10 protein-coding genes are annotated in these 14,808 nt (G+C 69.3%); 8 read left to right on the plus strand and 2 right to left on the minus strand.

Annotated elements, in window-relative coordinates; all coding sequences use genetic code 11:
• Positions 1 to 89 precede the first annotated feature (89 nt).
• A complete protein-coding gene (locus ACCD06_RS05105) occupies positions 90 to 554 on the plus strand; it encodes a hypothetical protein (protein WP_413339247.1) in 465 nt (154 codons plus the stop codon).
• A gap of 124 nt (positions 555 to 678) precedes the next feature.
• Complete coding sequence (locus ACCD06_RS05110) at positions 679 to 969, plus strand: hypothetical protein (RefSeq protein ID WP_109155963.1); 291 nt, start codon at positions 679 to 681, stop codon at positions 967 to 969.
• A gap of 56 nt (positions 970 to 1,025) precedes the next feature.
• On the opposite strand, the gene ACCD06_RS05115 is transcribed toward ACCD06_RS05110, so the two are convergent.
• A complete protein-coding gene (locus tag ACCD06_RS05115; RefSeq protein ID WP_413339249.1) occupies positions 1,026 to 2,045 on the minus strand; it encodes a purine-nucleoside phosphorylase in 1,020 nt (339 codons plus the stop codon).
• A gap of 214 nt (positions 2,046 to 2,259) precedes the next feature.
• Between ACCD06_RS05115 and ACCD06_RS05120 the strand changes: the two genes are divergently transcribed.
• The 3 genes from ACCD06_RS05120 to ACCD06_RS05130 all read left to right on the plus strand — a co-directional run bounded on the left by ACCD06_RS05120 (position 2,260) and on the right by ACCD06_RS05130 (position 10,217).
• Entirely contained in the window at positions 2,260 to 3,423 is a 1,164-nt protein-coding gene (locus tag ACCD06_RS05120) for an aminotransferase (protein WP_413339251.1), read from the plus strand.
• A gap of 149 nt (positions 3,424 to 3,572) precedes the next feature.
• Positions 3,573 to 5,231 (plus strand): sensor histidine kinase, encoded by a 1,659-nt coding sequence (locus ACCD06_RS05125; RefSeq protein WP_413339253.1) that lies wholly within the window; start codon positions 3,573 to 3,575, stop codon positions 5,229 to 5,231.
• A 186-nt stretch (positions 5,232 to 5,417) separates the two neighbouring features.
• Positions 5,418 to 10,217, plus strand: a complete 4,800-nt coding sequence (locus ACCD06_RS05130; RefSeq protein ID WP_413339255.1) for an alpha-2-macroglobulin family protein — start codon at positions 5,418 to 5,420, stop codon at positions 10,215 to 10,217.
• Positions 10,218 to 10,287: 70 nt separating this feature from the next.
• Here the strand turns inward: ACCD06_RS05130 and ACCD06_RS05135 are convergent, their stop codons facing one another.
• The gene (locus ACCD06_RS05135) at positions 10,288 to 10,476 is read right to left on the minus strand and encodes a hypothetical protein (protein ID WP_109151845.1); all 189 of its coding nucleotides are present in this window, start codon (positions 10,474 to 10,476) and stop codon (positions 10,288 to 10,290) included.
• Between the two features lie 336 nt (positions 10,477 to 10,812).
• On the opposite strand from ACCD06_RS05135, the gene ACCD06_RS05140 reads away from it, so the two are divergent.
• Genes ACCD06_RS05140 through ACCD06_RS05150 form a run of 3 tightly spaced genes read left to right on the plus strand, consistent with a single transcriptional unit; the run spans position 10,813 to position 14,803 of the window.
• Positions 10,813 to 11,304 (plus strand): MerR family transcriptional regulator, encoded by a 492-nt coding sequence (locus ACCD06_RS05140; RefSeq protein WP_413339257.1) that lies wholly within the window; start codon positions 10,813 to 10,815, stop codon positions 11,302 to 11,304.
• Entirely contained in the window at positions 11,301 to 12,437 is a 1,137-nt protein-coding gene (locus ACCD06_RS05145) for a thiolase family protein (RefSeq protein WP_413339259.1), read from the plus strand. Before ACCD06_RS05140 ends, ACCD06_RS05145 begins: the two co-directional genes overlap by 4 nt.
• 26 nt (positions 12,438 to 12,463) lie before the next feature.
• Positions 12,464 to 14,803, plus strand: coding sequence for a 3-hydroxyacyl-CoA dehydrogenase NAD-binding domain-containing protein (locus tag ACCD06_RS05150; RefSeq protein WP_413339261.1), 2,340 nt, complete (start codon positions 12,464 to 12,466; stop codon positions 14,801 to 14,803).
• The last annotated feature ends 5 nt before the right edge of the window (positions 14,804 to 14,808 follow it).

Consider the following 14,808-nt stretch of genomic DNA (forward strand, 5'->3'; position numbering starts at 1 on the left):
CACGACATTGTGTAACCTACGGGCAGTTCCGTCTTCCCTCCGTCTGGTGTAGGCTTCTCCCCAGGGCTAGAGCCTGACAGGAGGCGGAGATGTCGGTTTGGCGCCGCTATCTGGTAAAGGACGTGACCGGCCGGCTGGTCGATCTGCCGAGCAGCCTGCTCGACCGGGCCGACGACGGCACGGCGCCGCTGCCGCATTTCGCCGGCCGCTGCGTGGAAATGGTGGCGGCGGTGATCGTCGGCGACCGCAAAACCCACGCCCGCGTCACCGAACTGGCCTTCACCAAGCTCTATTTCGACCAGATGGGCTATGTCGACGCCGCAAAGCGCGAGCGGATGATCCGCCTGATGCTGGAAAGCTGCGCCGACCGCCGCTGCCGACCGCCGCGCCGGGATTGCGCCCAGCTGTCCCGCCGCGCCGTCGCCGCCCGCGACCAGCTGATCCGCGAATTCGGCTGGGAGCCGAAACCGGCGGAACGCGACGCCGCCCTCAGCCGCCTCGACCCCGCCCGCCTGCGCGGCGCCCCATCGGAACTGGCGCGCACGCTGCATTGAGGATCGCCCATTCCGGCCCCGGGAAAGGGAGCCGGTTCCCGCAAAGGAGTGGGGCCCCTTTTCGACCCGCCTCTCCCGACCCATATGCAGACGTACGCAAAGCATGGAGCCTGGCGAACCGCAGATGAGTCCTCCCGATACCGCCCAGACGCTGTCTTTCGCGCGCGTGCGTCAGCTGGCCCTGATCGGCGCCGGATGCACCATCATCCTGCTCGGCATTCTGCTCGCCCCCTTGCCCGGTCCGGGCGGGCTGCCGGTGATGCTGCTGGGCGGCGTGCTGGTGCTGCGCAACTCCGCCGATGCCCGTCGCCTGTTCGTGCGGTCCAAGCGCCGCTATCCCCGCATGTTCAGCCCGGTCGAGCGCATCCGCAACAAGCTGCGCGCCCGCCGCCTGCGCAAGATGCACGGCGGCTGATCCGCCCGCGCCTGTCGGGCGGGCGGACTGCCGGACGATGCTTACGGCGCCCTTTATTACGGTGCCGGCAGGGCCGGAACGCCGTCCTTCCACTGGTCCCAGTGGCCGATGATGTGGTCGACCATGCGTGACCCGACGAGTTCCACATTCTCCACCGTTTCGGCGAAGCCGCCGGCGGTCTCGCCGGGTTTCGGGTCCAGGTGCTGGAGCGTGGTCTCGTTCGGATTGCCCTGGTCAAAATTGACGGCGCCGCGCAGGCTCATCACCCGGTCGGAGCCTTGCAGCCGCTTGATGACCAGCGTGATTGCCGCCGCCTCCATCTCGGTGATGACGTAGTCGTCCGCACCGTAGAGCTTGGCGATGTACTGCGCCTGGGCCGACATGCCGGGACCGTGGAAGAAGGTGTCGCCGGTCATGTGCGTTCCGGTGCCTACAAAAGGAGCACGCTGCGCGGTTTCCTGCGGATAGCGCTTGCGGTAGGCACGGGCGGAGTCGCTGTCCTTCAGCGGCGTGTCGGCGGTCAGGCGCATGGCCCAGGACACCAGCGCCGGGTTCATCGGGAACAGCCGCACCGCCTCATAGCCCTTGCGCGGCATGAAGGTCGGCTCGCCCGGCTTGCCTTCCTCCGGCGCCCAGCGGTGGCCCAGATCATAGTCGACCACCCAGGTCGCCCAGTTCACTTCGCCGATGGTGCCGCGTGACGGCGGGGTGCCGGCCACGCCGGTGACCAGGAAATAGGCTTGCGACAGGTCGAGCTGCGGATTCAGCAGGATCGCCTGCATCGAGGCGGAGGAACTGACCTTGCCCATGCCCAGCACCGACCCGCACACGCCGTCGGCGTTGCAGTAGACCGGATTCAGCGCGCCCCGCACCGTGATGGGTTCGGCCGTTTGCCAGTAGCGTTCGTACCAGTGCTGGAACTCGCCGGCGCGGTCGCCGGTGTTCTTGCCGATCTCGAACATCGAGCCGACGAACACCTTGACCTTGATCGGCTCCGCGGCCTGCAGGGAACCAGTCAGCCCGAACAGGAGCAGAGCCGACAGGGCGGCGCCGCGGCAGCGGGAGAACAATGACATCGGACCTTCACTCCTTGGGACGAAAAGACGCACCCGAGTATGCAACGGCCATACCATGGCCGTCTCCGTCGCTTCATACGGCTCTGTAGGATTCGTTGGCCCCTCACCGGTCACCCTGCCGCCCGCCCGCGGTCTGCCCTGCGGAAGCGGGCACTGGACAGCGTCGCCCCGCAGCAGCCATCTTGTGCGTCCGTTCGCATGAGGAGGTCTTCCGGTGAAGTCGGGCAACGCGCTCCTGTCCAGCTATGGCACCACCATTTTCGAGGTCATGTCCCGCCTGTCGGAGGAGCATGGCGCGATCAACCTGGGCCAGGGGTTCCCCGACGACCGCGGGCCGGCCGACGTGCTGCAGACCGCGGCCGACGCGCTGCTCAACGGGTGGAACCAGTACCCGTCGATGATGGGCACCCCCGACCTGCGTCAGGCGCTGGCCACCCATGCCGGCCGCTTCTATGGCCTCGAAATCGACTGGAAGACCGAGACGATGGTCACCTCCGGCGCGACCGAGGCGCTGACCGCCTGCCTGCTCGGCCTGATCAATCCGGGCGACGAGGTGGTGCTGTTCCAGCCGATGTACGACAGCTACCTGCCGATCGTCCGGCTGGCTGGCGGCGTGCCCCGCTTCGTCTCGTTGAAGGCGCCGGACTGGAGCTTCAGCCGCGCCGACCTGGAGGCCGCCTTCTCCCCCCGCACCAAGCTGGTGCTGATCAACGACCCGCTCAATCCGGCGGCCAAGGTGTTCGACCGGGCGGAGCTGGAACTGATCGCCGAGTTCGTTCAGCGCCATGACGCGCTGGCCGTCTGCGACGAGGTTTACGAGCACATCGTCTTCGACGGCCGCCGCCACATCCCGCTGATGACCCTGCCGGGCATGCGCGACCGCTGCCTGAAGATCGGCTCGGCCGGCAAGACCTTCTCGCTGACCGGCTGGAAGGTCGGCTATGTCACCGCCGCCCCGCACCTGCTGCAGCCGGTGGCGAAGGCCCACCAGTTCCTGACCTTCACCACCCCGCCGAACCTCCAGACCGCCGTCGCCTTCGGGCTGGGCAAGGAGGAGGGCTATTTCACCGGGCTCGCCGCCGGGCTGCAGGCGAAGCGCGACCGGCTGTCGGCCGGTCTCGCCTCGGTCGGCTTCGACGTGCTGCCCAGCGCCGGCACCTATTTCGTCGCCGCCGACATTTCCCGCTTCGGCTTCGACGGCGACGATCAGGCCTTCTGCCGCTGGCTGGTGGCCGAGGCGAAGGTGGCCGCCATCCCCGTCAGCGCCTTCTTCGTGGAGAATGCGCCGACCAACGTCGTGCGATTCTGTTTCTCCAAGCGCGATGAAGTGCTCGACGAGGCCATCGACCGGCTGCGGAAACGCTTCGTAAGCGAATAATGCGTTGCGTGCAGTAAAGTTGCCTGCGCTGATTATCAAGATGTTCGGCAAGTTTTAACCTGTCGGTGCGATGATTGGTCATTCCACGGCCGGCCGTCGCCCGCTGCATTGAGCCGGCGGGGAAGCGGTGGAACGGCGGAGCGCAGGTCATGCCACGTCTCCCGACCTTTCGGTTCCCGGCGATCAGGACGCCGTCCTTCCGGACCTGCGTCCTGACGGCCGCCGCCCTGGCCATTGCCGGTGTGTGGGTCGGCTACGTCGTAATGGCCGCCTCCATGCTGGAAACCCAGACGCGGGACGCGTTGGCGAATGCCGAGGCGACGGCGCGCGCCTATGAAAGCAGCACCAGCCGCACCCTGCACGATGTCGACACCACGCTCCGCTCCTTCGCCGAGCGTTATGCCGATGGCGGGCTGGCCCGTGCCCGCCGCATCGTCGACGACGGGCTCTATGACACCGCCCTGATCCATCACGTCTCGGTCTTCGGCCCCGGAGGCGTCCAACTCTTCCGCAGTCAGGGAAGCGGTTCCCCCGAAAAGCTGGAGGACGAGGCCCTGCTCGCCTATCACCGGATGGAGGGGCGGGACCGGATGACGGTCGGTCCGCCCTCCACCGGATCGGCGGCCGGCCGGCCACTGCTGCGCCTGTCCCGCCGCCTGGACGATGCGGCCGGCGGCTTCGCCGGGGTGGTGGTCGCCAACGTCGATCCCAGCCATCTCTCGCGCTTCTACCGGCAGGCCGATGTCGGCCGGAACGGGGTGGTGACCCTGGTCGGCGTGGACCGGATCATCCGCGCCCGCGGCTCCAAGGACGGGCACGATGCCATCGGGCTGTCCATCTCCGCCTCGGCCCTGTGGGACTCGGTGCGGCGGTCGCCGACCGGCATCTACTGGCAGGACAGCATCGCCGACGGCTTTCGACGCGCCTACGCCTACCGCCCGGTGGAGGGTTATCCGCTGATCCTCAGCGTCGGCATCGCCGTGAGCGACCTCGAGGCCGCGGTCGCCGGCTTCCGCGGACAGATGCGGATCATCGCCGCCCTGCTCAGCGTCTCGGTCCTGCTGGTCGCCGCCCTGCTGCTGGTCCAGCACCGCAATGCCGAACGGCTGGCGGAGGCGCTGGCGGTCAACCGCGATTTCCTGGCCCGCGTCAGCCACGAACTGCGGACGCCGCTGAACGCCATCATCGGCTTTTCCGAGATCATCAAGGACCGGATGTTCGGCCCCGATGCCGGCGACCGCTATGCCGACTATGCCGGCGACATCCACGCTTCCGGCCGGCATCTGCTGACGCTGATCGACGACATCCTCGATCTGTCGCGGTTGCAGGCCGGGAAATTCGCCCTGCTGATGGAGGATGTCGACCCCGTCGCCGCCGCCGAATGGGCCATCCGCATCGTCACCCCCCAGGCGGAGCAGAAGTCGATCCGGCTGGAGATCAACCGCCCGCCGGCCCTGACCCTGGTGCGGGCGGACGAGCGGGCGCTGAAGCAGATGCTGCTGAACCTGCTGGGCAACGCCCTGAAATTCACCCCGGAGAACGGACGCGTGCTGGTCAGCATCGGGCGCGGTGTCCATGGCCGCTGTATCGTCCGCGTCACCGACAACGGCATCGGCATGACAGCGGAGGAACTGCGCCAGGCCTCCATCCCCTTCGGCCAGACCTCCGCCCTCACCACCCATCCCGGCCGCGGCACCGGTCTCGGCCTGCCCATCGTCAAGTCGCTGATCGAGGCGCATGGCGGCAGCCTCCGCATCGACAGCCGCCCCGGCCAGGGCAGCCAGATCACCCTGGAATTCGCGGCCTGATCCACAAGTCCGTTGCCGATCCGGCCCGCAACCTGGGCGATCTTCGCGGCGGTGCCGCAAAGCCATGGCGAAACCCCCGCCGCTTGGGCATACTCCGCGCCGGTTTTGTCCAGGTCCGAGCCGACGCCAGGGCTGTCCCCGGCCGTGTGCTTCCGGACCCACCCGCGGAATTGGGGCCTGTCCAGAATGTTGCGTGCGCTGGCGCGTGTCTGTGCCGTTCTTGTCGCGTGCTCCGGCACGTTCACCGCATCCCAGACCCTCGCCGCCGATCCCCCGGCCGAGCCGGTGCCCTTCGGCGTCTCCAGCGTCGAGGTGGTGGCGGAGCGCGATACGCCGCAGGCCTGCTTCACCTTCACCGACCGGCTGGAGCGCTCGCGCGCCGTCAACTACCGCGACTATGTCGCGGTGGAGCCGGCGGTGGACGGCGCCGCCATCGCCCGCGACCGCACGCTCTGCGTCGAGGGGCTGCACCATGGCGAGACCTACCGCGTCACGCTGAAGGACGGGCTTCCCGGCGCCGACGGCAAGCGGCTGCCGGCCGCCGACACCCGCGAGGTGCAGGTGCCCAACCGCAAGCCCTCGCTCGCCTTCCGCGGCGCCGGCTACATCCTGCCGCGCGTGGGGTCGGACGGCCTGCCGCTGCGCTCGATCAACCTGGACCGGGCGAAGCTGCAGGTGTTGCGCATCGCCGACCGCGCGCTGGTCGAGAAGATCTATTTCGGCCGCATCACCCAGCAGATGACCGATTACGACATCGGCGAGATCCTGGACAAGTCGGGCCAGGAGGTGTGGCGCGGCGAGATCGGCATCGGCAACCAGCCGAACCGCACCGTCACCACCGCCTTCCCGATCGACGCCGTGCTGGGCAAGCTGGAGCCCGGCGTCTATGTCGCCGTCGCCGGCGCGGACGAGATCAAGCCGGGCGGCTGGGACCGCAAGGCGACCCAGTGGTTCGTCGTCTCCGACCTCGGCCTCAACACCATCCTCGGCGAGGATTCGCTGGTGGTCTTCGCCCGCTCGGTCCAGAGCGCCGCGCCGGCCGCCGGGGTGGAACTGCGTCTGGTCGCCCGCAACGGCACGGAGCTGGGCCGCGTCCAGACCGGCGAGGATGGGCTGGGCCGCTTCGACCTCGCGGCCCTGCGCGCCGCCGGGACGGAGCCGGTGCAGGCGCTGTTCGCCGCGCGCGGCGACGGCGACTTCGCCGTTCTCGACCTGACCGCCGGCGGCGCTCCGCCGGCCGACACGCCGGACAAGCCCGCCACCGTCGTCCGCCCGGCGGCCAATGGCCTCGACGCCTATCTCTACACCGAGCGCGGCATCTACCGTCCGGGCGAGACGGTGCAGCTGACCGCGCTGCTGCGCGACGCCGACCTGAATCCGCCGCCCGCCGGCAAGCAGCTGACCATCCGCGTCCTGCGCCCCGACGGTTTCGAGGTGGAGCGGCGCGGCCTGACCGACAGCGGGGCCGGCGGCTATGCCACCCGCATCGACCTGCCGATGAACGCCTATCCCGGCAACTGGATCGTCACCGCCCATGCCGAGCCGGACGGCCCGGCCATCGGCAAGGCCGAGTTCCTGCTGGAGGATTTCGTGCCGCCGCGGCTCGACGTGGCGCTCGCCTCCCCGACGACGGTGCTGGCGTCCGACGGCGAGGCCGACATCGCGCTCGACAGCCACTATCTCTACGGCGCGCCGGCTTCCGGCCTGCCGGGCGAGCTGACGGTGACGCTGCGTGCCGCCGCCAACCCCTATCCCAACCTGCCGGGCTATCATTTCGGTCTGGTTCAGGAGGACGTGAAGCCGGCCCGCGCCGATCTGCCGGGCTTCATCACCGATTCCAACGGCTCGGCCCGCCTGAAGGTCAAGCTGCCGCGCCCGCCCGACAGCACCCGCCCGCTGGAGGCGGTGGTGCGCGCCACCCTGTTCGACCTCGGCGGCCGTCCGGTCGGCCGTGACTTCGTGCTGCCGGTGCGCCACCAGTCCTTCGCCATCGGCATCAAGCCGCGCTTCGAAGGCGACGGCGTGCCGGAGGGGGCGACCGCCGGCTTCGACGTCATCGCCGTCGGCCCGGACGGCAAGCCGACCGACCACGCCGACCTCTCCTACGAGCTGTTCGAGGAGGAGTATGATTACTCCTGGTACGAGGCCAACGGCCGCTGGGACTACAAGGTCACGGTGAAGGACCAGCGGGTGACCGGCGGTTCGCTGTCGGCCCAGGCCGGCGCGCCCGTCCCGGTCGAAACCCCGGTGACCGCCGGGCGTTACCGGCTGGAGGTGTTCGATCCCAAGACCGGCGTCGCCAGCAGCTTCCGCTTCGCCGCCGGCTGGTGGATGACCCCGACCGCCGGCGAGCGGCCGGATTCCGTCGACGTCTCGGTGATGATGCCGGCCTACCGCGCCGGGGAAAGCGCCTGGGTCTTCGTCAAGCCGCCCTATGACAGTCAGGTTCTGGTTGCCGTGGCCGACCGCGGCGTCTCCTATGCCGTCACCCGCGCCATCGGCACCCAGGGCGCGTTCCTGGAAATCCCGGTCGGGCAGGGCTGGACCAGCGGCGCCCATGTGCTGGCAACCGCCTTCGCCACCTCCGACCCGCAGTCGAAGAAGCCGCCGCGCCGTGCCGTCGGCCTCGCCTGGCTGGCGATGGACAAGGCGCCGCGGACCCTCGACGTCCGCCTCTCCGCCCCGGCGGAGACGGAGCCGCGTCGCGCCATGACCGCCGACATCACGGTGGACGGCGTCGCCGAGGGCAAGCAGGCCTTCGTCACGGTCGCCGCCGTCGACGAATCGGTGATGCAGCTGACCGACCAGCCCTCGCCCGATCCGGCCCGCCATTATCTGCGCAAGCGTCCGCTCAGGGTGGAGCTGCGCGACTCCTACGGCCGCCTGATCGATCCGGCCAGCCTGGACGCCGCCCGTCCGCCGGCCCAGCCGACGCCGCGCCTGCGCCAGATCGCCGGGCTGGTGCCGCCCAAGTCGGAACGGGTGGTCTCGCTCTATTCCGGCATCCAGACCATCGGGGCCGACGGCAAGATCTCCGTCCCCTTCGATCTTCCCGACTTCCAGGGCCGCCTGCGCCTGATGGCCGTCGCCTGGAGCGAGGGGCGGATGGGCCATGCCGAAAGCCAGATGCTGGTCCGCGACCCGGTCGTCGCCGACGCCGTGCTGCCGCGCTTCCTCGCCCCCGGCGACTCGGCGCAGGTCCTGCTGTCGCTCGACAACCTGAATGGGCCGTCCGGCGATTATACCATGACCCTGACCGCGGAGGGCGCCATCGCCATCGTCCAGTCTGCGTCCGGGGCCCAGTCGGAGTCCGGCAATGAGCTGGCCGTTCCAAAGCTGGCGCGCGGCAAGCGGGCGACGGCCGGCCGGGTGCTGACCGCCACCGGGGTCGGGTCGGGCCATGTCACGCTCGACGTCACCGGTCCGGAGGGCGTCCGCGTCACCCGCCGCTGGGACGTGACCGTCCGCCCGGCCACCCCGCCGGTATCGCGCCGCAACACCGCTGCGCTGCCGACCGACAAGAGCCTGACCATCCCCGCCGACCTCACGGCCGGCCTGCGGCCGGAAACCCTGTCGGTCGGAGCGGTCGTCGCGCCCCTGCCGGACCTCGACGTGGCGGGTCTTCTCTTCGCGCTCGACCGTGCGGCGGCGGGCGGGGCGGAGCAGACCGCCAGCCGCATCCTGCCGCTGCTGTCGATGAGCGACGTCGCTGCCGGCCTCGGCATCGCGCCGGAGGACCGCATCCAGGCCCGTGTCCAGCGCAGCGTCGACCGGCTGCTGACCTTCCAGCGGCTCGACGGCGCCTTCGCCGCATGGTCGCCGAAGGGAGATCTCGATCCCTGGCTGACCGCCTATGCTGTCGACGTGCTGGGCCGTGCCAAGGCGGCGGGCTACCGCGTACCCGACCAGCCCTATCGCAAGGGTCTGGACTGGCTGAAGCAGGCCATCGACAACGCCTGGGTCGAGACCGCCGACCTGCCGGGCCGCGCCTATGCGCTCTATGTGCTGGCGCGGGCGAAGATGATCGACGCCGGCGCCGTGCGCTATTTCCGCGAGAACTACTGGGACCGGCTGCAGACGGACTTCGGCCGGGCGCAGATCGCCGCCGCCACCGCCGTGCTGGGCGACCAGCCGGGGGCGACGGAGGCCTTCTCCAAGCTGACCGGCGCGCGCATGGTCACCGCCAGCCTGCGCGACCAGGGCTCCTCCCTGCGTGACGAGGCCGGCGTGGTGGTGCTGATGGCCGAAAGCGGGGCGGTGGACCGTGACCGCATCTTCCAGGCGGCTGACCGGGTGGCCAAGACCTTCGCCGCCGTCCGCACCACCAACCCGCAGGAGCAGGCCTGGTTGCTGTTGGCGTCCAAGGCGCTGATCGACCGCGCGGCGCCGATGAAGCTCGCCATCGGCGACCAGACGGTGGAGAACGCCAAGCCGCAGATCCTGCCCGTCGACCTAGCCGCCCCGCCGGCCATCCGCAACCTCGGCGGCGAGGTCCGCCAGACGGTGTCGGTCGCCGGTGTGCCCGACCAGCCGGCCGGCGCGGAGGAGCAGGGGATGACCATCCGCCGCCGCCTGTTCGACATGGCGGGCCGTCCGGTCGATCCGGCCGGCATCCGCCACAACGACCTGCTGGTGGTGACCCTGGAGGGCGAGGCCGGCGATCCGCTCGACCATTCGGTGCTGGTCAGCGACCCGCTGCCGGCCGGCTTCGAGATCGAGAATGTCCGCCTCGCCAACAGCGGCCAGCTCGGCAAGCTGTCCTGGCTGGGCGACCTGTCGGCCGTTCGCAATGTCGAGTTCCGCGACGACCGCTTCCTCGCCGCCGTCGACTTGCCGAAGGCGGCCCCCCGCTTCCGGCTGGTCTATCTGGTCCGTGCCGTGACCCCCGGCGACTTCGCGGTCCCCGGCGCCCAGGTTCAGGACCTGCAGCGCCCCCACCTGTCCGCCCGCACCGCCGCATCCCGGCTGCGCGTGCTGCCGGAGTGACGCAGGCAAGGCGGACGGGGGGCCGGCAACGGCGCCACCGTCCGCCTCAAATGCCTAAAGCCTTGAAAGTCTAAAGATAGCTCTGCTCGCCCCGGTGGTGCTCCCGCCGGCGGGCGAGCAGGGTCAGGGCCGCGACCACCACCGCGAAGCACAGGGTCAGCAGCAGGTAGAAGGCCAGTGCAAGGCCGACCGTCATGGTGCCGATCAGCACCATGGCCAGTATCCAGACGCCCAACGATACGATGGCGCGCGCCGACATGGGTTGTCTCCTGTCCCCTGTCCCGATCTGCCCGAAACCTTGAAATTTGTCGCGGCCTTCTGGCCGTCTGTCCGGCGCCGCACCCCATCCCCATATCGACCGGGGAGATGGGCGGATGCGTCCGCTCACCGCAAAGCCTGCCACAGCCGCCACCCATGCGGGGGCGTGGCATCCTGTCACTGCGCGGGCGCGCCGCACCCGTTAGTGACTGAACAGTTCAGGCCAACCAGTTTCCCCGCCGGTTCGGCAAACTGGTTTGCATGGTCAACAAGTCTGTTGACAGCAAGGGGCATCGACCTTACCTTTACGTAAACGTTAGGGAAGGGAGCGGACAGCGTGGATCGGCTTTCGGTCGGCAAGGGCATGATGGACGGCGGGGTGGATGCGGGCGACGACCTGATGTCCGGCCCGCGCCTTGCCATCGGCGAACTGGCCGGGGAGTTCGGTCTGACCCACCGCACCATCCGCCATTACGAGGATGAGGGACTGCTGTCGCCCGAGCGGATCGGCAGCGCCCCTGGAGGCGCCCGTGTCTACGGCCACCGCGACCGCGCCCGGCTGGCGCTGATCTGCCGGGGCAAGCGGCTGGGCTTCAGTTTGGCCGAGATCAAGGATTTCCTGAACCTCTACGACACCGACGACGCCCAGATCGAACAGATGCGCTACATGCGCACGATCGCGCGCCGCCGGATTTCCGCGCTTGAACAGCAGCTCGCCGACGTCAAACAGACACTGTCGGAGCTGTGCACCATCGACACCCAGATCTCCGAGCATCTTCGCCGCAACGGCATCACGGAGACGCAGGACATGGAGGAGAAGCACTCATGAAGTCGGTCGTCATCGCCGGTTATGCCCGTTCGCCCTTCGCCTTCGCCCACAAGGGCGAGCTGACCAAGGTCCGCCCCGACGATCTGCTGGCCCGCGTCATCGCGGCGCTGGTCGAGCGCACCGGCCTGAAGACCGACGACATCGAGGATGTCATCGTCGGCTGCTCCTTCCCCGAGGGCGAGCAGGGGCTGAACGTCGCCCGCAGCATCTCCTTCCTGGCCAAGCTGCCGCAGACCGCGGCGGCCACCACGGTCAACCGCTATTGCGGCTCCTCCATGCAGTCGATCCATCAGGCGGCGGGCGCCATCCAGATGGGCGCCGGCGAGGTGTTCATCTGCGGCGGCGTCGAGTCGATGACCCGCGTGCCGATCATGGGCTTCAACCCGATGCCGAACCCGGCGCTGAAGGCCTCCTACCCCGAAGCCTACTGCTCCATGGGCATCACGGCGGAGAATGTCGCCCGTAAATACGCGATCTCCCGCGCCGAGCAGGAGGCGCTGGCCGTCGCGTCCCACGCCAAGGCGGCGGAGGCCCTGGCCGCCGGCCGCATGGCCGATGAGATCGTCGGCATCCAGACCCCGGCCGGTCTGGTCGACAAGGACGGCTGCATCCGTCCCGGCACCAATGCCGACAGCCTGTCGGGCCTGAAGCCGGCCTTCATCGCCGACGGCACGGTGACCGCCGGCACCTCCTCGCCGCTGACCGACGGTGCGTCGGTCGTTCTGGTGACGACGGAGGAGTATGCCCGCGCCAACGGCCTGCCGATCCTGGCGAAGATCCGCTCGGTCGCCGTCGCCGGCTGCGCGCCGGAGCTGATGGGGCTTGGTCCGGTCCCGGCCACCCGCAAGGCGCTGGCCCGCGCCGGCCTGTCGATCAACGACATCGACATCATCGAGATCAACGAGGCCTTCTCGTCCCAGGCCATCGCCTGCATGCGTGACCTCGACATCGACCCGTCCCGCATCAACCCGGACGGCGGCGCGCTGGCGCTCGGCCACCCGCTGGGGGCCACCGGCGCCCGCATCACCGGCAAGGCCGCGGCGCTGCTGAAGCGCGAAGGCAAGCAGTTCGCGCTGGCCACCCAGTGCATCGGCGGCGGTCAGGGCATCGCCACCATCCTGGAAGCGGTCTGACGAACGGGATCGGGGAGGAAACGACCATGAAGATCGAACGCGCCGCCGTGATCGGTGCGGGCGTGATGGGCGCCGGCATCGCCGCCCATTTCGCCAACGCCGGCATTCCCTGCGTCCTGCTCGACATCCAGGCGAAGGAGGGTGCCGACCGCAGCGCCATTGCCAAGGGCGCCGTGGCGAAGATGCTGAAGACCGATCCGGCCCCCTTCATGCATCCCAAGAACGCCAAGCTGATCACGCCCGGCAATCTCGAGGATGACCTGAATCTGCTGGCCGACGTCGACTGGATCGTCGAGGCCATCGTCGAGAACCCGGCGATCAAGGCCGATCTGTACAAGCGCATCGATCCGGTGCGCAAGGCAGGCTCGGTGGTGTCGTCCAACACCTCGACCATCCCGCTGGCGGTGCTGACCGAAGGCCAGAGCGAGCAGTTCGCCAAGGACTTCCTCATCACCCACTTCTTCAACCCGCCGCGCTACATGCGGCTGCTGGAGATCGTCGGCGGCGCCGACACGCGCCCCGATGCGCTGGCCGCCATCTCCGACGTCGGCGACCGCCGGCTCGGCAAGGGCGTCGTCCACTGCAAGGACACGCCGGGCTTCATCGCCAACCGCATCGGCGTCTTCTGGATCCAGGCGGCGTTGAATGCCGCGGTCGATCTCGGCCTGACGGTGGAGGAGGCGGACGCCGTCGGCGGCCGTCCGATGGGCATCCCCAAGACCGGCGTCTTCGGCCTGATGGACCTCGTCGGTCTCGACCTGATGCCGCACATCGCCAAGAGCATGTCGGCGACCCTGCCGGCCAACGACGCCTATCGCGGCCAGATGCGCGAACACCCGGTCATCACCAAGATGATCGCGGAGGGCTACACCGGCCGCAAGGGCAAGGGCGGCTTCTACCGCATCAACAAGGCCGGCGGCGGCAAGGTGAAGGAGTCGGTCGATCTGCAGACCGGCGAATACGCCCCGTCGGAGAAGGCCCGGCTGGACAGCGTGTCCGCCGCCGGCCGCGACCTGCGCAAGCTGTGCGAGCATCCGGACAAGGGCGGCCGTTTCGCCCGCCGCGTCCTGGCGCAGACCTTGGCCTACGCCGCCAGCCTGGTGCCGGAGATCGCCGACAGCATCGTCGCCGTCGATGAGGGCATGCGGCTCGGCTACAACTGGAAGCAGGGTCCGTTCGAGCTGATCGACCGGCTGGGCACCGAGTGGTTCGCCGAGCTGTGCCGCTCCGAAGGGATCCCGGTCCCGGCGCTGGTCGAGACCGCCGCCGGCCGCCCCTTCTACCGGGTGGAGGGCGGCAAGCTCCAGCACCTGACCACCGCCGGCGTCTACGACACTGTTGTGCGTCCGGACGGCGTGCTGCTGCTGTCGGACATCAAGCGCGCCGCCGGCAAGCCGGTGTGGAAGAACGGCTCCGCCAGCCTGTGGGACATCGGCGACGGCGTGCTGTGCGTCGAGTTCACCAGCAAGATGAACGCGGTCGACGCCGACATCATGGCCGCCTACGAGAAGGCCATGCGCCTGATCGGCGACGGAAAGGGCGACTGGAAGGCGCTGGTCATCCACAACGAGGCCGACAATTTCTCGGTCGGCGCCAATCTGGGCCTCGCCCTGTTCGCGCTGAACATCGGCCTGTGGCCGCAGATCGAGGAGATGGTGGAGGGTGGCCAGCGCACCTACCGCGCGCTGAAATACGCGCCCTTCCCGGTGGTGGCGGCGCCCAGCGGCATGGCGCTCGGCGGCGGCTGCGAAATCCTGCTGCATTCCGACCATGTCCAGGCCCATGCCGAGACCTATGTCGGCCTCGTTGAGGTCGGCGTCGGCCTGATCCCGGCCTGGGGCGGCTGCACCGAGATGCTGGCCCGCCATCAGGCCAACCCAAAGGCGCCGCGAGGGCCCATGCCGGGTATCGCCAAGGCTTTCGAGATCATCAGCACCGCCACCGTCGCCAAGTCGGCGGCCGAGGCCAAGGAACTGCTGTATTTCCGCGCCACCGACGGCATCACCATGAACCGCGACCGCCTGCTGGCCGACGCCAAGGCCAAGGCGCTGGAACTGGCGGCCAACTATACCCCGCCGGAGAAGACCACGGCCTATGTCCTGCCCGGCCCCAGCGCCAAGGCGGCGATGGAACTGGCGGTGGAGGGCTTCGCCCTGCAGGGCAAGGTCACGCCGCACGACAAGGTGGTCTGCGCCGCCCTGGCCGAGGTGCTGAGCGGCGGCGAGGAGGCCGATGTCTCCAAGCCGGTCGGCGAGGACCATGTCCTGCGCCTGGAGCGTGAGGCGTTCATGGGTCTGGTGCGCACCGGCGGCACCATCGACCGGATCGAGCACATGCTGCTCACCGGCAAGCCGCTGCGGAACTGAGGGGG

It is taken from the genome of Azospirillum sp. CT11-132 (assembly GCF_047302835.1).
Classification (GTDB): Bacteria; Pseudomonadota; Alphaproteobacteria; order Azospirillales; family Azospirillaceae; genus Azospirillum.